Raw genomic sequence first — 22,616 nt, forward strand, 5'->3', positions numbered from 1 at the left:
TCTGTTATTAATTTCTGTTCTTCTCTTCGTCATCCAAAAACTCCTCTGCTTTGTCCAACAATTCTTCGTCAACGCCCAGAATACGGGCGATGCGCATGGCTTCTTGCGGAACGGAGTCGTGAGTATCTTCGATTAGCGAGTAATCGATGAACTCGTTTATATTGTTGATGGTCAATAGACCTTTCACGTGTTCTTTTACAAATCCTTTTACCCGCATTTTTTTACAACGGGCTTTGATCCCGCTGTAATGGCTAGTAATCAAGGAACGGGCCCCTTTATCCGTTAGGAAGTCGAGCATGGCATTCACGATCGCCTTTCCTTCCGTGGGGTTGGTGGTTCTTGCCAGTTCATCAATTAAGATCAAGGCGTTTTTACCTGCTTTCACGTCTTGAACGATGGCATTTACCCGTAGCATTTCCGAGGCATACGAGGACAGTCCGTTTAATTCGGATTGCTCGTCCCCGATGCAAAGGAGAACTTCGTCAACCAAGGCAATCTCGGCTTGTTCTGCCGGAACGTAAAAACCGAATTGGAATAGTGTTTGTGCCAGTGCCACGGTTTTCAGGATAACGCTTTTCCCAGCCATATTGGCTCCGGTAATCAAACAGGCGCCTTGCTCGATGTCAATGTCAATGGCTTGGAATTTCTTGCCTTCTTGCCAAAGTACCTCTTTTACTTGTGGATTGAATATTTTTATATAACGAGTTGTGCCGGTGGAAATTTCCGGTTTGCACAACTGCATATCAATGGTCTGTTGGGCTTTTGCCAACAGGATATCTAAAGTTGCCGTGTTTGCCAAGGCTTCGTTAATTTCTTTTTTATAGGGATGAATCTGTTCGGATAGCTTTTCCCGGATTTGGTCTTCTAATTCCGTATGCTCGAATTGAAGTTGATCCAGTACTCGTTCTTCTGTTTTTTCATCCATTTTGAGCGTCTTCATTTTTGCCCGCAGGGCTGCCAGTTCCGGGGAATAGGCATCATACACGTAAAAATGAGGAATACGCATCTTTTCGGGATCTAGAATGTTTACTACCGGTTCCAAGTCCGGGAGTGAAACAACCGTGATATTTGCTGATAGGAGCAATTCCCGCATCTCCACGACCAGCAAAGAAAAAGCTTTTAATTCAAATAGTTCAATGTCATCCAGTATCTGTGATTCCGTCACCCGGTTCGCTGTTCCCCGGATGTCCTTCACTTGCATCAGTTTGACTTTGATCTTGGTAATGGTGTCTGTTAGTTCGGAGATTTGTAGAATGTTGCGCATGACCTCGGTTTTGTCCAATTCTTGGGCAATTGCTTCCGGGGTACGCAAATAAGGTAATGTGTTCAAGATCCGTTTCGCCAGACCGGATTGAATTTCCAGTTTGTCGATCATGAATCTGAACCCGTTAATTTCTTCTATGGCACTTCTTAAAAACACCGCTACTAATTTTAGATTTAATGATTTATGATTTTAGATTCCAGCCGCACGGGCCATCGCTTCTAAATTCATTTTCAATTTTCAACTTTCAATTTTCAATTCTTTTGACGTCATAAACAGGAATTCCCAAGCTCTCTTGCATGGCTACTCTCAGTTCGTCGGAATCCAGACAATATCCTTCCGGAGATTGGGGATTGATGCAAACGGCCAGTAGTTTACTTTTTTGCAATACCTTCATGGTGCCGCCTTTTTTAAGGAAGGCGTAGTATGTTTCCATGGAGGCGAACATTTTGGTGAAATCACGGATGATCAGTGTGATCTCCTTGATTTGCTTCTGCTGCCGTAGGAATTGCAATAATTTGTCACTGATGGCGCCCGCCACGTATAACGTGTTCCCGTACTTGAAAACTTCGTCTTTGTTATTTTCAAGCATAAATACGGAAGGTATGTTCAGATCGTGAACTTTCCCGTTTTCGTCAATGGACCACATTCCTTGCTCGATGTCGATCAATTGCCGGATAATTTCCGGCTCTGCTTTCTCCAAGCAAATGAGGTCATACACGTATTTTGTTTTTCTAACCAGTTGAGGAATATTACAGGATACCGCGGCTCCCGTGGCTAACACCATGGCTTCCGTCACAGCCGGAGAGCTGAGACTGAGTCGGGAGAGAGCCCCGTCGACGATGGTGGTATCCACGTCAAAACGTTTCATCCCTTGGATGAGGGTTTTCAATGATCCCGTGTCGGCAGGCCCTGATAACAAGGCTTTCCCCGAACTGACAGCTCTGGCGGTTACCAGACGTCCTAACGAGGTTTGTTGTGTGCTGACATCCATGATCTCTGCCACCAGACGTTTCGACCGGTAATGCATCTCTGACGTGATGAATATCATGTCTTCAAAGATTTCAATTTCCGGTTTGGGCGTTTGGCAAACCTGATCCCTGTTTTCCCCGTCGATGCCTATTGAGGTAAGGGCGAAACGCTTTCCCGTATTCTTCACTTTCCGAAGAATATAGTTCAGACATTCCGTTTTTCCGGCATTTTTTGCCAGACCCACGATTGCTATACTATTGTATTTTAGAATCTCCTCGATAAACATTGGTTATTGATGATTTATTGATTAAGTGATTCTGTGATTTCCAGAGAAGAGACTAAATCACTTAATCGGAAATCACGGAATCACTTAATTATTTTATTCGTGATGATTTCTCTCGTTACGAGCCAAATGTTTCGGTTCGATGGAGAGCATATCGCCATTTAACAGAGCGGCAACACCTTCTTTGCGAGCTTGCTCACATTCTGGGCAGTGACACTCTTCCTTGTAATCTGTCGGTTCCGTGTAGGTTGTGATAACACCTTCGTAGTTTCTCAATACAACCCGGTTCGGAGATTGAGAGATCACGTAGTTCGGCATTACCGGAGTCTTACCACCACCACCGGGTGCGTCAACCACGAACGTGGGAACTGCGTATCCGGAAGTGTGGCCGCGTAAGTTCTCGATGATCTCGATACCTTTGGAAACCGGAGTACGGAAGTGTTCGATACCCATGGAAAGGTCACATTGATAGATGTAGTACGGACGAACACGCATTTTTACCAATCCGTGCATCAATTTCTTCATCACGTAGGTACAATCGTTGATACCTCTCAGTAACACGGTCTGGTTTCCTAACGGAATACCTGCATCAGCTAAGCGAGCGCAAGCGGCAGCTGATTCTTCCGTGATTTCGCTCGGGTGGTTGAAGTGGGTATTTAACCAGATCGGGTGATATTTTTTCAGCATATTCACTAACTCCGGGGTAATTCTTTGCGGGCATACTACCGGGGTACGGCTACCGATACGGATGATTTCCACGTGAGGAATAGCTCTCAAACGGCTGATAATGTATTCCAAACGATCGTCGCTTACCAACAATGCGTCACCACCGGACAACAGCACGTCTCTTACTTGCGGAGTCTTGGCGATGTACTCGATACATCTGTCAATACGTTCGGTCGGGGAGGCACTGTCTTTTTGTCCTGCAAAACGTCTGCGGGTACAGTGACGGCAGTACATGGAACATTGGTCCGTGATCAAGAACAACACTCGGTCCGGATAACGGTGAGTCAATCCCGGTACGGGAGAATCGCTGTCTTCGTGTAACGGGTCTTCCAAGTCTGCGCTGGCTTTGTGTAACTCCAATGCAGAAGGAACGGCTTGTTTACGTATCGGACAATGCGGGTCGTTCTTGTCGATTAAACTTAAATAATATGGGGTGATCGCCATTCTCAGCATTTGTAATGCTTTACGAATACCCTCTTCTTCGCTGGGATCCAGATCAAGATATTTTTTTAATTGATCCACAGTCTCAATTCTGTTTTTCACTTGCCATTTCCAGTCGTTCCATTGTTCATCTGTTACTTCCGGAAAAAATTCTTTTCGTCTGCTTTCAGCCATCTCAGTTTATTTATTTTAGATTTTATGATTTTAAATTTTAAATTGCCAAAGCGCTTTTTAAATTTTAGATTTTAGATTCCAGCTGTGCGGGGCTACGCTTTAATACCCCCTCTAACTCCCCCTTACACAGGGGGAGATACGCTGCATTGCTACATTGTGGCGTCTTCTTGCGTTCGTTTCTCCCCCTGTGTAAGGGGGAGCCAGAGGGGGTAGTTCTTTCATCCTAAATTCTAAACTTTAAACTCTAAATTTCATTAAAACTTTTATCTTTTAATTTTTATCTTTTATCTATAAAATCGCAATGCGATTTTATTTCACATACAATCTATTAAATAGTTCCCGAATCTCCTCAGACTCCCGAATGATACTCAGTGTAAGTTCGGCGTGTCCTTTGGCGTATCCGTTCCCCACGATTAAATTTATATCTTTTCCTACTCCTTCAGCTCCCAATGCCGCTTTCGTGAAGCTGGTTGCCATGGAGAAGAAATAAACGCATCCTTGTCCTTTTGTGACGAGAATCGAGGTCATTTCTGTCGATGGAACGTTTACATTGTTAATCGTTACCTCACAACCTCTTTCCCCTGCAATGGCAGTCACTTTTTTATACACGTCCATCACTTTTGTTGCGTCGGCAACAATAACGTGAGTGGCGAGATTCATATCTTTAATTCTTCGGGCGTTCTCTTCCGAGTATTCCACCACGATGACCTTTCCGTAAGGTCCAACGTTTTTCATGGCCTGGTAGCAACAAAGTACTCCAGACTTTCCTCCCCCTCCGATGATACATACCGTATCTCCTTCTTTTACCAGACGGGCCACTTGAGCCGGGGCCCCAGCCACGTCCAACACGGCTAATGCCAATTTTTCCGGAATATCATTCGGTAGCACGGCATATAAGCCGCTTTCAAACAGGATCGCTTGCGCGTCCACGTCGACCTGATCTGATGCCGGGTCAAGATGCTTGATCTTGTTTATTTTTAATGGGGTCAGGGATAAGGAAACCAGTGTGGCAATTTTATCTCCGACCTTCAGTGATTTGTCCGGGAAATTAGGCCCGATCTCTTTCACCGTTCCGATGAGCATACCACCCGATCCGGTAACAGGATTTTGCATTTTACCTCTCTCTGCCACGATAGAAAGAATCATCTCTTTCATTTTGTCCGCCTCCCCGTTACAAGCGCTTTTAATCTGCGTGTAACTGGCCGAATCAATGTTTAATGTTTGTACATCAATCAGCAATTCGTTGTCATAAATGCTCATCGTGTTATCCAGCTTTAATGCCGGTTGCGGAAGTGTTCCTTCCGGAGTAATTACCCTGTGTGTTCCGTATCTACAACCCTTGTCCATCAAATGATTTTAAATTTTAGATTTTAAATTTAATGATTTATGAAGATGTTTCAAAAACTCCCTCCCGTCTCCGCCGTACTCCCTCAATAAACAGAGGGAGAGCTGGTAAATCTTCTTGAAACCGGGTAGTCATTTAACTCCTCCTCTGTTTATAGAGGAGGTGGCAGCTTTGTTGACGGAGGAGTTTCTGAGACATCTTCATAAATACTTATTAAGCGTAAAGTTCAGTAAAGATCTTTCTCAAAGCTTCGCTTTCTCTCAGTTCTTGAAGAGTGATCTCTGCGTGTCCTTTCGTGTAACCGTTGCCAACGATCATGGTCACGTCGCTACCAACACCTTCTGCTCCAAGAGCTGCTTTCGTGAAGCTAGTTGCCATAGAGAAGAAGTAAACAACTCCCGTGTTTTTCGTACAAAGGATAGAAGTCATTTCCGTATCGGTGATGTTCACGTTGTTGATCGTAACGTCGCACATTTCGCCATTGGTCAACTCCTCGATTTTCTCCATTACCGGAACTGGCTGAGTTGCATCAGCAGAGAATACATAGTCGCAGAAACCAAGTTTCTGTAAACGTTCGGTACTCTTCTGGCTGTGGCACAAACCGATTACTTTACCAGTAACGCCTGCACGTTTTTTAGCCTCGTAGCAGCACAACATACCTGATTTTCCACCAGCACCAATGATTAACACGGTATCGCCCGGTTTAACCAATTTTGCGGTTTGAGCGGGAGCTCCGGCTACGTCCAATGCAGACAAGGCCAAGTTTTCAGGAAGATCAGCCGGGATCTTAGCGTAGATACCACTCTCGAAAAGGATAGCCTTACCGTCGATGTCTACTTGGTCGATGTCCGGGCGAATATCTTTGATTTTGTCAATGCGAAGTGGGGTTAAAGAAAGAGAAACCAAAGTTGCGATCTTATCACCTTCTTTCAAATCGATTTTGCCTTTCAATGCATCACCGATTTTCTCCACCGTACCTAACAACATACCGCCTGATCCGGTTACCGGGTTACGATGTTTTCCTTGTTTTGCAACAATGTCCATCATGATTTCAGCGATCTTTGCTTTATCACCACCAGCTTGTTGCTCGATCTGGGTGAAACTAGCTGAGTCGATATTTAAAGTCTGAACGTCGATCAAGATTTCGTTGTCGTAGATCTCGTCCATGTTGTTGTCAATCTTGTTGGCGGGTTGTGGTAATACTCCCTTTGGTTCGATTACACGGTGGGTTCCGTATTTATTTCCTTTCTTTTGCATAGTATAATTAAATTTGAAAATTTATAAATCGATTATTTTAAAGGTTTTAATCCCAAAATTTCTCTTGCTTCTGCGGAGGTGGCGATAGGACGACCTAATTCTTTGGCGATACGAACCACTTTGGCAACTAATTCACCATTGGATTTAGCCAACACGCCTCTTTCCAAATAAAGATTGTCTTCAAAACCTACTCTCACATTACCCCCCATTGCGATAGCGGGAGCTGCAAGCGTGAAAGCATGACGACCGATTCCGGTTGCAGTCCACGTAGAACCTGCGGGAATTGCGTTTACAAGCCAGCAAAGGTTCGGTACCGTGGCAGGAGTACATCCGGGAACACCGAGAACGAAATTGAATTGCATCGGGGCTCCGGGAACTTGACCTTTTTTAGCCATGGTTAATACGGTGTCAAGATGTCCCATTTCGAAACATTCGTATTCCGGTTTGATGTTGTTTTCCAACATTCTCTTTCCGAAGTCTCTCATCATCGGCATGGTATTCTCGAAAACCTCGTCTCCGAAGTTACAGGTACCACAATCCAAGGTGGCCATCTCGGGGAACAGTTCTGTCGGCTGAAGACGTTCTTCAGCGGTCATTCCCACGGCTCCTCCGGTGGAGGGAATCAAGATAACGTCCGGGCATACCTTATAAATAGCGTCGATACACTCTTTGAAGCGTGCTTTGCTTTGGGTTGGGGTTCCGTCATCTTCACGAACGTGAAGGTGAACAATAGCTGCGCCTGCGTCTACAGCGGATTTCGCTTCTCTCACGATCTCTTCTACTGTATAAGGAACGGCGGGATTTTGTTCTTTGGTAACTTCGGCCCCGCAAATGGCTGCTGTGATAATTAATTTCTCCATAATAATAATTTAGATTATTTCTTTCTCTGGTCTTCTTTTTTCACCACGCAGGTTCCGCTTGCACGGCAAACAACGATCGGTTCTTCCAGTACGTCTGCTGCTGAAGCCGAAATGTCAGGTCTGGATGCGATTACTTTCTTTGCCTCGAAAACCATTTTCCGAGAAGAATTTCCTACTTTCACGATCTCTCCGGTAGCCTCGATATAATCTCCAGCATAAACAGGTGCCAAAAACTCCACGTTGTCGTATGCCACGAACAACCCTTCGTCACCGTCATGCATGATTAATAATTCCGTGGCCACGTCTCCGAATAAATGTACCATGTGAGCCCCGTCAACCAAATTACCACCGTAATGAGCGTCTTTTGCACTCATTCTTAATCTTATCATTGATTTTTCCATTTCCTTTAATTTTAGATTTTAAATTGAGAACCCATTTTCAATTTTCAATTATGAAGTCCACCATGATTGACGGAGTCTTCACGTTCTCTGCGGCGATTTCACCGACTTCAACCAGTTCGTTAATTTCGGCAATTACCAAATCAGCGGCAGAAGCCATTAACGGGTTGAAGTTTTGAGATGTTCCCCGGTAAACCAGATTTCCTGCTTTATCTCCAAGGCTGGCGCCAACCAACGCAATATCGGCTCTCAACGGTTTTTCCAACAAGTAGTCTTTGCCATCCACGTTGACGATCTGTTTTCCTTCGGCCACGATGGTACCCATTCCGGTTTGAGTCAGGATTCCTCCCAGCCCGCAACCGCCGGCACGTACACGCTCTGCCAATGAACCTTGCGGGCAGAATTCGATTTCAAGTTCTCCGCTATTCATTTGTTCGCTCGTGTGCGGGTTCGTCCCGATGTGTGACACGAAAAGTTTCTTTACTTGTTTGTTGGCAATCAATTGACCTACTCCTTTGTCCGGGTAAGCCGTGTCATTACAGATCAACGTCAGGTTCTTAACGCCTGATTTCGCTAACGCATCAACGATTTTGTTAGGGGTTCCGTTTGCGAGGAATCCGCCTACCATGATGGTCATACCATCTTTTACTTTTGATACAGCCTCTTCGATAGAAATAAATTTACTCATAGGAAGCATTTTTATATTGTTTCAGTTAAATATTTAACACATTCGCATTGATTTGTCAAATTTATATCATTTGGGGCAATAAATGAAATATTTTCAACATAAAAACGGAAATAATTCTTTATTGAGAATCATTTTACGTAGTCGAAAATAAATATCTGTCACCGCCTCTGAATTTGCGGTATTAAATTATAAAATTTTAAGATAAAAACCAACGGCTTGGTCGAAAAAATATGATTATTTCTCTGAGAATCAATTTTAAAGAGAGCGTGAAGGGACTAATTGGGTTTATTGTTCCCTTGCTGTCTGTATTCGCTTGGAGAGCAACCTACGAATCTTTTAAACAGGCAGAAAAATGTTTGGGTATTGGGAAAGCCTAAGGCGAGAGCAATTTCTGAAATTGTTTTATTCGAGCTTGTTACGAGGTATTTTGCCATGTCTATTTTTTTCAGACGCACGTATTCCCGGAGTGTTTTTCCGGTTTCTACCCGTACGAGATCGTTGAGATAGGCAAGAGATTGGGGAATGCGGTCATGGACGTACTCGATCGAGCGTAATTCGGTTTTTGTCGCGTATTCTGCCTGTAGATATTGTTCCAAAAGTTGATTGAAATACGCCAAAATATCATTATTTATATTGCAACGGGTGATGAATTGGCGTTCGTAAAATCGCAGGCAGTAATCTAGGAGTAATTCAAGATGCACGGCTAACAACCGGAGGCTGAACCGGTCGATGTCTCGTTGCAATTCTTTTTGAAAATTGCTCATGCATACTAATACGATCTGTTTTTCTCGTTCGGATAAATGAAGGGATTCGTTTTCTTGGTAGGAAAAGAACGAGTATTCGGATTTCTTACAGACGAGTGAAGTTTCGTTGAAAACTTTGGGGTGGAATGCGATGCCTAAAATGCTGGTCTGTTCCGGAGCGTCATGTTGGGTGATGTCAATAGTTTGTCCGGGTGCTTTGAATACTAACGTGCAGGATTGGAAATCATGACACCTGCGCCCGTATCTGAAATCTCCACATTGTACTTGTTTGAAGTATAGAGCGTAGAAATCGCCGGAAATAGAGAGTTGACCGAGGCGTGTGGCTTCGGCTAGGTCAATAACGCTTAGGAGCGGGTGTAATGTCTTTTGCCCGATTAGCGTGTTTAGCTGACAGATGGTCTCTATTTTTTGCGTGTGGTTAGCCATGATGATATGATTCGTAAAGTCGGTAAAATTCTGCTTGTCGCTAGATAAACTCCTCCGGCCTTCGGCCACCTCCTCTATAAACAGAGGAGGAGCTGGTAACTCTTCCCGAAGACGGTGAGTATTCCAACTCTCCCTCTGTTTATAGAGGGAGTACCCCGAAGGGGGGAGGGAGTTTAAAATGATTCTTTATTTTATCACATCAATCTCTTTCAACCATTTTTCTACTTGCGGGCGGGCTGAACTTGCCGATCCGCCACTGGTGATGAATCCTTTTTTATTCGTGGCCTTGCTCGTGTTTTTCACGAAATCTTTAAAGCAATTTTGTTCGCCACCTCCACCGTGCGTGCAGAACGGGATCACGATTTTACCTTCTAGCTTATAGCTCTCTAGGAATGTCAAGATTGGCATGGGCATCGTTCCCCACCAGTTCGGGAAACCGATAAAGATAATATCATACTCTTCCATGTTCTTCACTTTCTCTTTTAATTCGGGGCGGGCGTTGTCATTTTTTTCTTTTTTGGCGACTTCCGTGCAAGCGTGATAATCTGCCGGGTACGGTTTTGCTGTCTGAATTTCGAATAAATCTCCGCCTGTCAGCTCTTTGATATGATTCGCTATCGCTTTGGTGTTTCCGCTACGTGAAAAATAAGCGACCAGTACTTTCTTTCCGTTAGAAGTCTTTTGTGCTTCTACCTTCATGCTAAATGTTGCCATAACTGTTGCAATTATTAAAAAATACATTGTTTTCATCCTGATATATTATAAAGTTGTTCATTTTTTTATGTGATACAAATATATACGGTACGGTGAGGAATGCGTGTAGACAAATTACAGATATGTGTACCATTTTTACTGATTTTGAATATCCGGTGAAAAAACTTAAACGAGAATTGTTATTTTTGTTTCAAACAAAAGCCTTGAAAATTATGGGTGAAATATTGAAAATGAATACGATTCATGATTATCATGAATTTTTAGGAGTAAAGACTTTGCATCCTTTGGTGAGCGTGATTGACCTGTCGGAAGTACCTCCTATTCGGATGGCTCGTAAAAATTTGGGTTTTTACACGGTCTTTCTGAAAGATGTCAAGTGCGGGGATCTTCGTTATGGTCGCAAAATGTACGATTATCAAGAAGGTACTTTAGTTTTTATCGGTCCCGGACAAATCGTGGGGGATGACGATAACGGGACGAGAGTACAGGCGAAAGGATGGGCGTTACTTTTTCATCCCGATTTGTTACTGGGGACATCACTGGGGCGCAAGATGAAGGACTATTCCTTTTTCTCTTACGAGGCAAACGAGGCCCTTCACATGTCAGATCGGGAACGGGAGATCGTGATTCAATGTTTTCAAGGAATACGGGAAGAATTGGAACATGCTATTGATAAACATAGTCGTTCCATCATTACCGCTAATATTGAAGTATTTTTGAATCATTGTGTCCGCTTTTACGATCGGCAATTTATAACTCGTAAGGATGTGAATAAGGATATTCTTACCCGGTTTGAAGATTTGTTGAACGGTTATTTCGAGTCGGATGCCCCGGTTTCTTACGGATTGCCTTCTGTTGCTTTTTGTGCTGATAAACTTAATCTTTCTGCGAATTATTTCGGAGATCTGATAAAAAAGGAAACAGGTAAATCCGCTCAAGAGTATATTCAGTTTACCATTATCGATAAGGTCAAAGAACGTTTTACCGATACTTCCAAGTCCGTGAGTGAGATTGCTTACGAGATGGGTTTCAAATACCCTCATCATTTGAGCCGCTTGTTTAAGAAAATGGAGGGGTGTTCTCCTAACGAGTACAGGGTGACATTGAATTAATCATGCCGCCTTGTTATTCTAGATTTTTAATGATCTCAGTAAAGTGTTTTCAATATCTACGATAATCCCCTCGTACCAAGCATCTAATCCTGTTAAGTCGGGGGATACTTTTACTCTTTCACCAACTTTCATAAAGATATTTTTTACCGCATAAAGATACGGAGATCAGGAATATAAACAAAGAAGCATATAAAAAGATGAGGTATTTGTGGGATAATTCTTGTATGGTTAAGAGATTTTGTCAATGGTTATATGAAGAGTGGTCGGAAAATTTTATTTTTGTTTGCCAAGAAGAAATGGTAAAGGGTACTTATGTTAGATTTGAATATAAATTGAGATTTATGCGGGAAGTCATGGTTCAATATCTGCAACATCGTTTGTTGAAGTGGTTTGACGAGAACCAGAGGATATTCCCGTGGCGGGAAGATCGGGCGACGAAGTACCAGCAAATTGTTTCTGAGATCTTGTTACAGCGCACGAAAGCGGAGACGGTGGCAAAGTATTACGATACTTTTTTCTCTAAATTTCCCGATTGGAACACTTTGGCTAATGCTTCGCTTGAAGAGTTGGAAGAGATTATGAAACCTTTGGGATTATATCGTCACCGGGCTCGACGGCTGTATAAGCTGGGGGAAGATATTCGCCGACGGGGTGGGAGGATCCCGGGAAACGAGAACGAGTTGAGGGATTCCGGTTTTATCGGGTTGTACGTGACCAATGCGTTCGAATTGTTTATCTTGAGGAATCGTAAACCGCTTTTAGACGTGAACATGTCCCGGTTGCTGAAACGTTATTTTAAACCGGGAGATTTTATTGACGTGCGGCATGATAAGGAGATTCAGGAGTTGGCAAATGATATTATCGAGGTACGTCGATGCAAGGAATTGAACTGGGCTATTCTGGATTACGCGGCATTGGTGTGTAAAACTCGGAATCCGTTATGTGGGGAGTGCGTTCTTAATAAGCATTGTAAGTATTATGAGTTATCCCAAGGTGATGTAACCGAAGAGTCGGAGTAATAATCTCCTGCCATCTTTGTAACAAGTTTCCTTCGCTCTTGTTCGTATATTGGCGAAGGGCGATGAAAGGGCGATGAAAGGGAGGTGAAAGGGTAATGGGAGATGATTACTCTGATAAAAAGCAGGCTTTACACTAGCTTTAGGCTATGTCAACCTAGCATTCTCTTGATATTTTCTTGATAGTTCATTTAGATCAAGGAGCATTCAACAAGCATTCATCTTGCATTTATCTTCGATAAAATTGATTTTTGATACGATTATATTTGCAAGTTAGGTGTGTCGTGTAGTATTTTAGCTATCGGGTGGGATATGCTCTTGTTTGAAAAAAGGGATGGGGAGTGACGAGGGAGTTCAAGAGAGGGATTAGATCGGTAATAAAGCTAAAGAGACTTTAGAATGTATCAGAAGTCTCTTTAGTTTTATAATGGAACTTATTGTTTGATTAGTTCGCTGTCGTTACGATTTCCTGTCATGTTTTCGTACCAGTCTTTATGTTGTTCCCCGCCTGAAGTAGCCCAGTCTTTGAAATGGGGATAAGCTTTCAAAAAGTCTGCTTTTTCATGAGTATGAGGAATGTCGGTAGGGATATTGATCGCCCATACTAGGTTAGTGTTGGAATTGTAGTAGATCCCGCTTTTCCCGATATAGGAATTCCCTTCTTTCGTTTGTTCGTATGTGCTTTGTCCGAATTCTTCTGTCGGAGCGTAACCTCTCGTGTGGATTTCTTGCCATTGAGAGGCTCCTTCCTTTACAGGTTTAGCAATGAAAAAGTCAAATGCGTCAAGGGTAAGATCTGCTTGAGGAATTGAATTGCGGAATGCAATATAAAAGGTGATGTTTACCATATCGCCTTTTTGTATTCGTGCTTTGTTATCCGGATCTGTGTTAAGGAAAGCGAAACCTTTAGGAGCCTTCGTGTTGGTTCGGATGTTATCGAACCTGAATATAGGTGTATTTTTCACGCTATTACCCGGATTGAGTAACTTCATATCGGCCTCTTCCAAGGCATTGTAGGATTCTTGTTTTTCGCATTCTTCTATTTCCCCGGCTTTTATACCTTTTATAGCAAGACATAAGTCATAAGGTAGAGAGCCTCCAATGGCTTTGACGCGGATTCCGAGGATCATTTCCTTTACCATGTTTTTGTTATTGGGGTAAAGTTGCATCTTATAATTGACAACAAAGTCGTTAAAGTCATAATCCCCATAGGCCGGCCAAAGATCTTCGAACATCAAGGTCCCCCAACCGTTTTCTTGGGCAGGATAAAAAATAACTGCTTGACCATTTGCTCGGCTTAAGTTTGTTTTTGCTGAGTAGGCAAGAGGCGTTTCCATTTCTTTACTATCAGCGGGAACTGTATAAGTCACGGTATTATTGGTTATATCAAGAGATTTAGCTGCTGATAATCCTGCTTCCGTTTCGTATTTAACGTAAAGCGTGTTGATGTAGGTCGGTACGTTCAATTTGACTTGATCTATATCCTGTCCGACATAGAACGAGGCAAAAGGAGCCGTGTTTGCTCCAGTGGAAACGTACACTTTAGAGGCATGTTCCGAAGTGAAATTACAGGTCACATTTTCGGACATTTTCCATTCGAAATCAGCAGGAACGACTAATTCCGTGAATCCTGTTGTTTCTTTTTCCTTATGCTCGATATCTTTCTTGACACAACTGCTTACAATTGCAGATAAGAAGAATAAGGCCAAAATTAAGACTTTTGTTCTCATGATTAAATTTTTTGTTATTGCAACTAGACGCCGATATTGCATTATATTGCTATAATGTTGGTGTAAAGGTATGGTCTATTTTTCGAAATTCAAACTATTTAGCAATAAAAGTGCTGGATTTGTGCTTTTTTATCTGATCGTGATGAGTAATTTCAAATAAATGCAGGTGTTTGGCATGGAGAGGGGAAGGGAAAATAAAAAAACAGTTTGAGATTGCTCCCAAACTGTTTTGTATGATGTAGGTGTTATCTTCTTATTTGATAACGCCCAATTGTTTACCGATCTTGATGAAGGCAGCCAATGCGCGATCCAGTTGTTCACGCGTGTGAGCGGCAGACAATTGGATACGAATACGGGCTTGTCCTTTCGGTACAACCGGGTAGTAGAATCCGGTAACATAGATGTTTTCTTTCTGTAATTCGGCAGCGAATTGTTGAGAAAGAACTGCATCGTAAAGCATCAAGGCACAGATAGCTGATTCTGACGGTTTCAGATCGAATCCGGCCTCGGTTAATTTTGCACGGAAATAGTTGGCATTATCCATGACACGGTCTCTTAATTCGGTACTCTTTGACAACATATCGAACACGGCGATAGATGCACCGCAGATTGCCGGAGACAAGGAGTTGGAGAACAAGTAAGGTCTTGAACGTTGACGCAACATGTCGATGATTTCTTTTTTACCGGTAGTGTAACCACCCATAGCCCCACCAAGAGCTTTACCTAGGGTACCCGTGAAGATGTCTACACGATCCATGCAGTGATGGTGTTCTGCAGAACCACGGCCTGTTTTGCCGATAAAGCCGGCAGCGTGACTATCGTCAACCATTACCAATGCGTTGTATTTTTCTGCCAAGTCGCAGATTTCGTTCATCTTGGCAATATCCCCGTCCATAGAGAACACACCATCGGTAACGATAATCCGGTAACGTTGAGCTTGAGAAATCTTCAATTGTTCTTCGAGGTCAGCCATGTTGGCGTGTTTGTATCTGTAGCGTACGGCTTTACAAAGACGAACACCGTCAATGATAGAAGCGTGGTTCAATTCATCAGAGATGATGGCATCTTCCTGACCGAATAACGGTTCGAATACACCACCGTTAGCATCGAAACAAGCGGCGTAAAGAATGGTATCTTCCGTTCCGAAGAATTGAGAGATTTTAGCTTCCAGTTCTTTGTGAATATCTTGGGTTCCGCAGATGAAACGAACTGAAGACATCCCGTATCCACGGCTGTCCAATGCTTTCTTTGCTCCTTCGATCACCGTCGGGTTAGAAGAAAGTCCTAAGTAGTTGTTTGCACAAAAGTTTAATACAGTTTCTCCCGTGGCAAGTTTGATTTCAGCATCTTGCGGGGTAACGATAATTCTTTCGCTCTTGTATAAGCCGGCGTCTTTTATGGACTGCAATTCAGTCTTTAAAAAGTCTTGAAATTTTCCGTACATATAACTAATTTTTTTGTTTGTTTTAATGGCCTCAAAAGTAATGAATTTTTGATTATGGCGTACTCGAAAATGAATATATCGTGTTTTATTTGGTAAATAAGTTTTGAAGTATTATTATTCGGGGATAAAAACTTAGAATTCTTTATAAATTGGGGTTATCTAAAAAGTCTTTTTTCAAACTCCCTCCCCCCTTCGGGGTACTCCCTCTATAAACAGAGGGAGAGCTGAAATACTCCCTGTCTTCGGGAAGAGTCACCAGCTCCTCCTCTGTTTATAGAGGAGGTGGCACGAAGTGACGGAGGAGTTTCTGAAATAAATGACTTTTTAGATAGCCCCTCGTCGATTAATTTCTAATGGCGGCAATCTCTTTCACGGCCTCGATGGCGGTGTTGACGTCTTCTTCTGTCGTGAAAGCACCGATGCTCATGCGGACGGTTCCATGAATGTCGAAGGTACCGATGACCTCGTGTACTTTCGGAGCGCATTGTAGTCCCGTACGTACGGCGATGTTGTAATCCACGTCAAGCATGGTTCCCACGTCTCCGGAATCGAATCCGTTGATGTTGAAACTTAATACCGGATTCTGGTTTTCGATGCTATGGGCGCAATAGGTAGTTACACCTTCGATGTTTTGTAAAGCTTTGCGAAGTTTATCCCAAAGTAGGATTTCCCGGTGATGGATGTTCATGATTCCTTGTTCTTGAATCCATTTTACCCCGGCATTCAGTCCGGCAACTCCTAGCAAGTTAAGGGTTCCGTATTCCAAGCGGTAAGGATATTCATCCAGATGTACGGGATAAGCGGAGCGAACCCCGGTACCCCCGGCACGGGTATGTTTGATTTCGATACCTTTGCGTACATACGAACCACCGATTCCTGTCGGTCCCATGAGGCATTTGTGACCAGTGAAACAATACACGTCGATACCGGAGGCTTGCATGTCGAGATCAACGGCCCCGGCACCTTGACTACCGTCAACCACGAAGATAACGCCTTTCTCTTTACAGATTTTCCCGATTTCGGTCAACGGCTGAATCGTTCCCAGCACGTTGGAACAATGGGTTACGACAACAAATTTCGTGTTCGGACGGATGGCGTTCTTTATGTCGTCGGGATGTACATAGCCGTGTGCATCAAAAGGCACGTAAGTTAAATCGATGGTTCCGTTTTGGTGGTGCATGTTAAGCGGGCGCAACACGGAGTTGTGTTCCAACATGGTAGATACCACGTGAATGCCTTTCTCCACCAAACCGTTAATGATCAGATTCAAGGAGTCCGTGGCGTTATAACTGAACGTTAGCCTGTTATGATCATTCCCGCCGTTGAATAGCTTGGTTAGCATTTTGCGGGTCGAGTTCACGACTTCCTCTGTCTCGACGGCAGCATCAAACCCGGAACGCCCGGGATTTACACCATGTTTGCGATAAAAGTCGTTCATGAAATCATAAACTACATCCGGCTTCGGAAAGCTGGTTGCTGAATTGTCTAGGTAGATTAATTTGCTCATAAGATTTATAAATTTTAGGTTTTAAATTTTAAATTGAAAAATCAAGTGAATTGTTTTTTTCATTTTCAATTCTCCATTTTCAATTTTCAATTACTAGGGCATCAGCGACCAATTCCGCCACTGTCTTTATGGTGATACCCAGTTTGTACGTGTGATTAATTTGAGTTAGCTGGTCCACGCAATTGTGGCACGGGGTCACGACGATCTCGGCTTTCGTTGCGGTGATTTGGTCGGCTTTGATTTTGCCGATTTTGAGACGACGTTCGTTGTATTCGCTCATTGCGAGGGCTCCGCCACCGCCACCACAACAGAAGTTGTCCGTGCCGTAGGGTGTCATTTCCACCACATTTGCTGCCGCAGCATTGACCACGAAACGGATTTCATTGAGAAGTCCCCCGTTTCGAACCAAGTTGCACGGGTCATGTATGGTGACAACCTTGCTATTCAGCGTTTTGTCGAGTTTTATTCTTCCACTCCGGATATATTCCCCGATGAGTTCAACCACCGTGAGAGTGTCAAAATCATACTGTGTTTTGAGATAATTGGGGCCTTCCCAGCGCATGGCTCTCGAACCGTGGCCACATTCACCGAGTACGAGGCGTTTGCCGTGCAGGCGGTGAATCTCGTCGTAAAGATTCCGGGCAATTTGAGTTGCCTCTTCATTATTACCGTTGAAATACCCGTAGTTGGTCACGTCGTAGTATTTAGACGAGAGGGTCCACTCTTCTCCTGCGGCGTAGAATACTTTTGCCATGGCAGAGATGGAAAGCGGGAAGAATTTCGGTTCCCGGGGGTTCAAGGTGTAAAAAACGTTCTTGTCGGGCTGATCCAGAAAGATTCCGGCTTTCTCGTCTTCCAGTTCGTCTTGGAGTTCCTCTTCCATCCATTGGATCGTGTCAACAAACTCTTCCGTGGGAATACCCATGTTGTTCCCTGTGTTGACCGCCGCGTCGACAGTTGCTTGGAGGGTTTTGGGTACGAGTCCCATGACCGCAAGCATTTCACGTCCTTTTTTCACGAGGAAGGGAATGTCCACCCCGATAGAACAGTGTTTCACGCAGCGTCCGCACATGGTACAAGCCCCGAACAGGGAGTCGACCATCTCGTCGCATGTCTCTTGGTTCAGTTCCCGGGCATGGAATAACGACGGGAACATGGCCCCTTGCCAAGTCTTGTAGCGTCGGTAAATGGAACTGACGAGGTCAACCTTTCGTGCCGGGATGTATTTGCCCTCTTTCATCGTGAGGTAGTACATACAACTCGATGCACACAAACCACAACGTACACAAGCGTTTAGATGGGTCTCCAGCTTGCTGTCATTCGTGTTTGAAATGATGGCGAGGGCTTTGGCTTTTTGTTCGTTCGTGATATTATTTGTCATATTGAATCGCTTTTTTAGGAGGCCATGTTCCACGCCAGCCGTAGAAAAAGCCCAAATGATACCTTGCAAAGAAAAAGTAAAGCACGTGTTTGATTTTGCCCAAGGGCATCCACACGAAAAGAAGTGCCATTATAACATAATACGCTGCCCCGAATTGTAAGGTCAGCAGGGAGTAGGTCGTCAGGAAGAGCATGATGGTGCAGAGAAGATTAGAAATGTAATCATCTGCGCACGATAGGTCTCTCAGCTCTTTTTTGGCTAGTCGCTTGATGAATAAAGCCAACCCGCAAACGGCAGCAATAAAGATGATTGCAGCCAAGATCATGACGATGAGGTTTGTTGTGCTTTCAATAGGAATCTGAAAGTTGAAAATAACCGCAAGCGTGAAAAGAAGGTACACGGCTATTGTCAGGAAGTTTCCTATATGAAAAAATATACCTGCCGTGTAAGTGGGCAGGTGTAAGTATGCTGATTCTTTTTGCATAGGTGACATAGCTCCGATACAAGAGTAACAGACTGCCTGGGTAATATTCCCTGACTTTTGCGAAAGGTCCTTGGGAGAACCGTGTTTTAAAAGTCGTACAAAATATCCCCCCAGTAGTACTACACAAAAAAGAAGTGCAGCTAACGAGGTCCAAATATACCAAGACATGGTCGTGGGTATTAGACGCACCCGTCGGGTTTCGGTAACCCGGCCACCCGACACGCTCCTCGGGCTGGTCCTAATGGGAACAATTCATAAATGTCTTTCAATTTTAATCCGGTCTCTTTACAGATGGTACGAACCATCGGGGCATTCCCCTTTTCTTCAAAATTATCACGAATGATTTTGATAATTGCCCAATGTTTGTCATTTAATTCTGTGATTCCATCTGCCTCGGCAAAGAGTTTTGCCACGTCTTCATTCCAGATTGAAGGATCGGTGAGGAAACCGTCTCCGTCCACTTCGAACGTCTTTCCTTGAATTTCTAGTGTTGCCATAATGTTTATTGGTTTTAGATTGATTTGCAATATAATAAATATTTGAAACAACAACAATGATTTTTATCGGAGTTTGACGAAATTATGCGTGGTAGTAGTTTTTCTTGCATGGCGATGAGAATTTGCGGATGAATATTGGAAAATAGTAATTGAATATTGGATGATTTTAAGGTGTAAATGTAGCAAAATAGTAAAATTTATGTCTTGTTTTGTGGCAAAAGTATTATCTTTACAATCTATAACGTATGTTTGGTTGCGAAAAATACATGAGTGTATGAAAGTCTTGCAAATTCTTATATTGCTTTTTTTGAGTGGAATGTTGGGATGTGTTCGAAATGCTAGGAGTGAGACGGCTGCACCCCCGGAAATCAAACAAGTTTTGTTTGTCAGCTCCTATCATTCCGAACAGATTTGGGGACGAAAGGTGTTGAATGGAGTGAGAAAGCAGTTGGAAAAGATGCGCTATAACGTGGATCTAAGGGTGATTTATTTGGATTCCAAGCGTTTGACGAATTTGGAGGTGAGAGAATCTTTACTGGAAACGCAATTACGGGAAATACAGGGTAAATTGGATTTGATTATCGTTTCGGATGAGGAGGCGAATAATGCACTTTTTGCGTTGGATATGCCCTTGCTGGAAGAGACTCCTATCGTGTTTTGTGGGGTAATGGCGTATACAGGAAGACCCGGTCGTGACAACGTTACGGGAGTTATTTGTGATATTGATTACGAGAAAGTATTTTTACTAGGGCGGAAGTTGTTCCCGGAAGCTCGTCAGGCATACGTGTTATCGGATCAAACGGGAGCTGGTCAGGCACATCAGGCTTTGGCCCGGAGACAATTAGCCGGGTATGCAGACCGTTTCCCGATCGTTTTCAGTGGAGATACGGCTTTTAGCGTGAATGATTTTTTGGATGAACTTCGGAACGTGTACCCGCTTTCTTTCGTGATCTTGACCACGTGGCAGCAGGAGAAACAGGGAACGTATCTTGATCCGGATATTTACTATTCTATATATGCCAGTGAATGTCCCGTGCCGATTCTCACGGTTATTGATAACGGTTTGGGAAAGGGGATATTCGGGGGGATCGTCACGTTTGCCGACCAGATGGGGAGGCATGCCGGTAGTATTGCGGTTCGGATTCTGAATGGCGAACGGGTGGAATCAATACCTGTTGATACTGTTTGTCCCGAGCCCGTGTTTGACGATAATCAGTTAAAAAGATGGAGGGTTGACCGGGCAGAACTCCCTGCCGGATGTTTGATTTTGAACGAGCATGTGTCGTTCTGGCGTGTTTATGTGAATTACATTATTATTGTCGGGATCGCGTTTGTCCTGTTATTGTTGTTGGTAACATTTTTGATTTTGTCGCATTTGAGATACAGGAGGATGCTCCATAAAAGTGTTTACTTGGAGAAAGCAACGCAGCAGATTGCGGATATGTTGAAGAAGAAAACGGAATTATTGACCAACACGCTGTCTTCTATGAGCGAGGGGATTTTAGTTGTGGACCGGGATTTGCGGATTGTCGAGTTGAATTATGCCTCCTTGGTTGGCTTGGGATGTGGAAGTGACGTTATCGGTAAGCCTTTGAAGGATGTTTGTGAAATAAACCGGAATGGCACGGGGGAGGGAATAGAAGAATTGGCATGGAAGGTTATACAGGATGGGAAAAGGCAGGAGTTGGCGTTAAATACGGTGCTAATCCCGTGTGGTGCCCCCGTGCAACAGGTGGCGGGGAGTATTTCTCCTTTGCTGAACGAGGGGAATGATGTGAATGGGGCCGTGATCATGATTCGGGATATATCTCGTGAGTGGCGGCAACAAACATTTTTAAGAATTTCGATAAATGCTTTGCAGGCATATTCATGGTATTACGATGTTGAACAAGACGTGTTGAGAATGGGGGAAGGTTTCTGGGAGGATGAATCCTTGAAGGAGGGATTGAACACGATTGATAAGCTGATTGATCATATTCACCCGGATGATCGGGATGAGTTGCGTTCGTGTTTGGAAAAGATTAAGAGTCATGATCTTCGGGAATTTGTTGGCGTGTTCCGGGTAGATTATCATCGTACGGGACGGTATCGTTGGTTGGAGAGCCGTGGCATTGTCGAGACGGTGGAGATGAGTAACGGGCGAAAAGCCATGTACGTGTATGGCATGGGGATAGATATTAGTCGTTACAAGGAAACGGAGGAAAAGATGGCATTGGCCATGCGTAAGGCCGAAGAGTCCGATCGATTGAAATCGGCGTTTGTTGCGAATATCTCGCATGAGATACGTACTCCTTTAAATAATATCGTGGGATTTGCCAATTTAATGACGGAAGAAGGGTTTCTGGCGGAAGAAAAGAAAGTATTCAGTGACACGATTGCCCATAATAGCCGGGCATTATTGGGGTTGCTGGATGACGTGCTGGATCTTTCTCGATTGGAAGCCGGGATGGATAAAGTGTTTTTCCGTGTTTGCGATATGTATTTCTTGGTACATTCCATGGTGGATGTGGGGCATTTGAACGTGGCGGAGGGCGTTGAGCTGGTGAACAAGGGGCCGGAAAAGGAGCTGTTGGTCGTTACGGATGAGGTGAAGTTAACGAAGGTGTTTATGAATCTGGTCGGAAATGCCAAGAAGTTTACCACGAAAGGGCATATTGCTATCGGGGCCCGGGTGTCCGAAGATGAAAAATGGATTGAGTGCGTGGTGGAAGATTCCGGGATCGGTATTTCTCCCGAAAATCTGGAACATATTTTCGATCGTTTTTATAAAGTGAACGAGTTTAAACAAGGTACCGGGTTAGGGCTTTCCATTTGCGAGGCTATTATAGAACTTCTGGGCGGTCAGATCCGGGTGGAATCAACTTTAGGCGAAGGCACGACGTTTTACTTTAAAATTCCTTACCGAAAGCCGGAAGAGGAGGATATATGATTGTCCCTGTGAGAATTGTGGTGGTAAGGTTGTGGTTTCGCTTTTATTTCGGCTTCTTTGCCTGTCACTTCCGTATCAAAGACACTCGCTGAACGTTTTTGATACGTCTTTGATACGAGAATGATACGTCATTGATCCCTGTCTTCTACCTGAATTCAACGGGTTTTGTTGGTTTGTTTATACTGAATTCCAGTCGACCTGTTTATG

Annotated in this window: 19 protein-coding genes; 3 read left to right on the plus strand and 16 right to left on the minus strand. The window is 43.7% G+C overall.

The genetic code is table 11. The features are described 5' to 3' along the window. Positions 1–7 precede the first annotated feature (7 nt). The 10 genes from kamC to QVC79_RS06770 all read right to left on the minus strand — a co-directional run bounded on the left by kamC (position 8) and on the right by QVC79_RS06770 (position 10,309). The gene (kamC, locus tag QVC79_RS06725) at positions 8–1,420 is read right to left on the minus strand and encodes a lysine 5,6-aminomutase reactivase ATPase KamC (RefSeq protein ID WP_270592087.1); all 1,413 of its coding nucleotides are present in this window, start codon (positions 1,418–1,420) and stop codon (positions 8–10) included. Between the two features lie 88 nt (positions 1,421–1,508). Next, entirely contained in the window at positions 1,509–2,519 is a 1,011-nt protein-coding gene (kamB, locus tag QVC79_RS06730) for a lysine 5,6-aminomutase reactivase subunit KamB (protein WP_270592089.1), read from the minus strand. A gap of 93 nt (positions 2,520–2,612) precedes the next feature. Then, on the minus strand, positions 2,613–3,857 hold the full coding sequence (kamA, locus tag QVC79_RS06735; RefSeq protein WP_124316841.1) for a lysine 2,3-aminomutase: 1,245 nt from the start codon (positions 3,855–3,857) through the stop codon (positions 2,613–2,615). Between the two features lie 309 nt (positions 3,858–4,166). Then, on the minus strand, positions 4,167–5,204 hold the full coding sequence (gene kdd / locus QVC79_RS06740; protein WP_124316840.1) for an L-erythro-3,5-diaminohexanoate dehydrogenase: 1,038 nt from the start codon (positions 5,202–5,204) through the stop codon (positions 4,167–4,169). 211 nt (positions 5,205–5,415) lie between these two features. Next, positions 5,416–6,459, minus strand: a complete 1,044-nt coding sequence (gene kdd, locus QVC79_RS06745; RefSeq protein ID WP_027201907.1) for an L-erythro-3,5-diaminohexanoate dehydrogenase — start codon at positions 6,457–6,459, stop codon at positions 5,416–5,418. 32 nt (positions 6,460–6,491) lie between these two features. Beyond that, positions 6,492–7,319 (minus strand): 3-keto-5-aminohexanoate cleavage enzyme, encoded by an 828-nt coding sequence (gene kce / locus QVC79_RS06750; protein WP_118305606.1) that lies wholly within the window; start codon positions 7,317–7,319, stop codon positions 6,492–6,494. 14 nt (positions 7,320–7,333) lie between these two features. Next, complete coding sequence (gene kal, locus QVC79_RS06755; RefSeq protein ID WP_118305605.1) at positions 7,334–7,720, minus strand: 3-aminobutyryl-CoA ammonia lyase; 387 nt, start codon at positions 7,718–7,720, stop codon at positions 7,334–7,336. A gap of 37 nt (positions 7,721–7,757) precedes the next feature. Next, positions 7,758–8,405, minus strand: a complete 648-nt coding sequence (locus QVC79_RS06760; protein WP_087420727.1) for a CoA transferase subunit A — start codon at positions 8,403–8,405, stop codon at positions 7,758–7,760. Between the two features lie 275 nt (positions 8,406–8,680). Further along, positions 8,681–9,595 (minus strand): helix-turn-helix domain-containing protein, encoded by a 915-nt coding sequence (locus QVC79_RS06765; protein WP_270592099.1) that lies wholly within the window; start codon positions 9,593–9,595, stop codon positions 8,681–8,683. Between the two features lie 186 nt (positions 9,596–9,781). Beyond that, positions 9,782–10,309: a flavodoxin gene (locus tag QVC79_RS06770; RefSeq protein ID WP_270592101.1), complete on the minus strand. Its 528-nt coding sequence runs from the start codon at positions 10,307–10,309 to the stop codon at positions 9,782–9,784. Between the two features lie 212 nt (positions 10,310–10,521). On the opposite strand from QVC79_RS06770, the gene QVC79_RS06775 reads away from it, so the two are divergent. Continuing rightward, entirely contained in the window at positions 10,522–11,421 is a 900-nt protein-coding gene (locus QVC79_RS06775) for a helix-turn-helix domain-containing protein (protein ID WP_270592102.1), read from the plus strand. Between the two features lie 224 nt (positions 11,422–11,645). Beyond that, positions 11,646–12,440 (plus strand): HhH-GPD family protein, encoded by a 795-nt coding sequence (locus QVC79_RS06780; protein ID WP_270592104.1) that lies wholly within the window; start codon positions 11,646–11,648, stop codon positions 12,438–12,440. 431 nt (positions 12,441–12,871) lie between these two features. Here the strand turns inward: QVC79_RS06780 and QVC79_RS06785 are convergent, their stop codons facing one another. The 6 genes from QVC79_RS06785 to QVC79_RS06810 all read right to left on the minus strand — a co-directional run bounded on the left by QVC79_RS06785 (position 12,872) and on the right by QVC79_RS06810 (position 19,480). Continuing rightward, positions 12,872–14,167: an LruC domain-containing protein gene (locus QVC79_RS06785; protein WP_164719874.1), complete on the minus strand. Its 1,296-nt coding sequence runs from the start codon at positions 14,165–14,167 to the stop codon at positions 12,872–12,874. A gap of 253 nt (positions 14,168–14,420) precedes the next feature. After that, on the minus strand, positions 14,421–15,611 hold the full coding sequence (kbl, locus tag QVC79_RS06790) for a glycine C-acetyltransferase (protein WP_124317900.1): 1,191 nt from the start codon (positions 15,609–15,611) through the stop codon (positions 14,421–14,423). 343 nt (positions 15,612–15,954) lie between these two features. Further along, positions 15,955–17,118, minus strand: coding sequence for an aminotransferase class V-fold PLP-dependent enzyme (locus tag QVC79_RS06795; protein WP_270592112.1), 1,164 nt, complete (start codon positions 17,116–17,118; stop codon positions 15,955–15,957). Between the two features lie 79 nt (positions 17,119–17,197). Next, a complete protein-coding gene (locus QVC79_RS06800) occupies positions 17,198–18,499 on the minus strand; it encodes a (Fe-S)-binding protein (protein WP_087420734.1) in 1,302 nt (433 codons plus the stop codon). Next, complete coding sequence (locus tag QVC79_RS06805) at positions 18,489–18,983, minus strand: hypothetical protein (RefSeq protein ID WP_270592115.1); 495 nt, start codon at positions 18,981–18,983, stop codon at positions 18,489–18,491. Before QVC79_RS06805 ends, QVC79_RS06800 begins: the two co-directional genes overlap by 11 nt. Before the next feature lie 179 nt (positions 18,984–19,162). Further along, the gene (locus QVC79_RS06810; protein ID WP_087420736.1) at positions 19,163–19,480 is read right to left on the minus strand and encodes a TusE/DsrC/DsvC family sulfur relay protein; all 318 of its coding nucleotides are present in this window, start codon (positions 19,478–19,480) and stop codon (positions 19,163–19,165) included. A 274-nt stretch (positions 19,481–19,754) separates the two neighbouring features. Between QVC79_RS06810 and QVC79_RS06815 the strand changes: the two genes are divergently transcribed. Then, entirely contained in the window at positions 19,755–22,409 is a 2,655-nt protein-coding gene (locus tag QVC79_RS06815) for an ATP-binding protein (protein ID WP_270592117.1), read from the plus strand. Positions 22,410–22,616: the final 207 nt, after the last annotated feature.

The sequence above is a fragment of the Butyricimonas sp. genome (assembly GCF_019423355.1).
Taxonomy (GTDB): domain Bacteria; phylum Bacteroidota; class Bacteroidia; order Bacteroidales; family Marinifilaceae; genus Butyricimonas; species Butyricimonas faecihominis.

Excerpts from the sequence above, each read along its gene's own strand:
- kal (WP_118305605.1), bottom strand. The coding sequence starts at position 7,720 with ATGGAAAAATCAATGATAAGATTAAGAATGAGTGCAAAAGACGCTCAT.
- kdd (WP_027201907.1), bottom strand. The coding sequence starts at position 6,459 with ATGCAAAAGAAAGGAAATAAATACGGAACCCACCGTGTAATCGAACCA.
- QVC79_RS06805 (WP_270592115.1), bottom strand. The coding sequence starts at position 18,983 with ATGCAAAAAGAATCAGCATACTTACACCTGCCCACTTACACGGCAGGT.
- QVC79_RS06795 (WP_270592112.1), bottom strand. The coding sequence starts at position 17,118 with ATGAGCAAATTAATCTACCTAGACAATTCAGCAACCAGCTTTCCGAAG.
- QVC79_RS06760 (WP_087420727.1), bottom strand. The coding sequence starts at position 8,405 with ATGAGTAAATTTATTTCTATCGAAGAGGCTGTATCAAAAGTAAAAGAT.
- kdd (WP_124316840.1), bottom strand. The coding sequence starts at position 5,204 with ATGGACAAGGGTTGTAGATACGGAACACACAGGGTAATTACTCCGGAA.
- QVC79_RS06765 (WP_270592099.1), bottom strand. The coding sequence starts at position 9,595 with ATGGCTAACCACACGCAAAAAATAGAGACCATCTGTCAGCTAAACACG.
- QVC79_RS06800 (WP_087420734.1), bottom strand. The coding sequence starts at position 18,499 with ATGACAAATAATATCACGAACGAACAAAAAGCCAAAGCCCTCGCCATC.
- QVC79_RS06815 (WP_270592117.1), top strand. The coding sequence starts at position 19,755 with ATGAAAGTCTTGCAAATTCTTATATTGCTTTTTTTGAGTGGAATGTTG.
- QVC79_RS06780 (WP_270592104.1), top strand. The coding sequence starts at position 11,646 with ATGGTTAAGAGATTTTGTCAATGGTTATATGAAGAGTGGTCGGAAAAT.
- kce (WP_118305606.1), bottom strand. The coding sequence starts at position 7,319 with ATGGAGAAATTAATTATCACAGCAGCCATTTGCGGGGCCGAAGTTACC.
- QVC79_RS06770 (WP_270592101.1), bottom strand. The coding sequence starts at position 10,309 with ATGGCAACATTTAGCATGAAGGTAGAAGCACAAAAGACTTCTAACGGA.
- QVC79_RS06785 (WP_164719874.1), bottom strand. The coding sequence starts at position 14,167 with ATGAGAACAAAAGTCTTAATTTTGGCCTTATTCTTCTTATCTGCAATT.
- kamA (WP_124316841.1), bottom strand. The coding sequence starts at position 3,857 with ATGGCTGAAAGCAGACGAAAAGAATTTTTTCCGGAAGTAACAGATGAA.
- QVC79_RS06810 (WP_087420736.1), bottom strand. The coding sequence starts at position 19,480 with ATGGCAACACTAGAAATTCAAGGAAAGACGTTCGAAGTGGACGGAGAC.
- QVC79_RS06775 (WP_270592102.1), top strand. The coding sequence starts at position 10,522 with ATGGGTGAAATATTGAAAATGAATACGATTCATGATTATCATGAATTT.
- kamB (WP_270592089.1), bottom strand. The coding sequence starts at position 2,519 with ATGTTTATCGAGGAGATTCTAAAATACAATAGTATAGCAATCGTGGGT.
- kbl (WP_124317900.1), bottom strand. The coding sequence starts at position 15,611 with ATGTACGGAAAATTTCAAGACTTTTTAAAGACTGAATTGCAGTCCATA.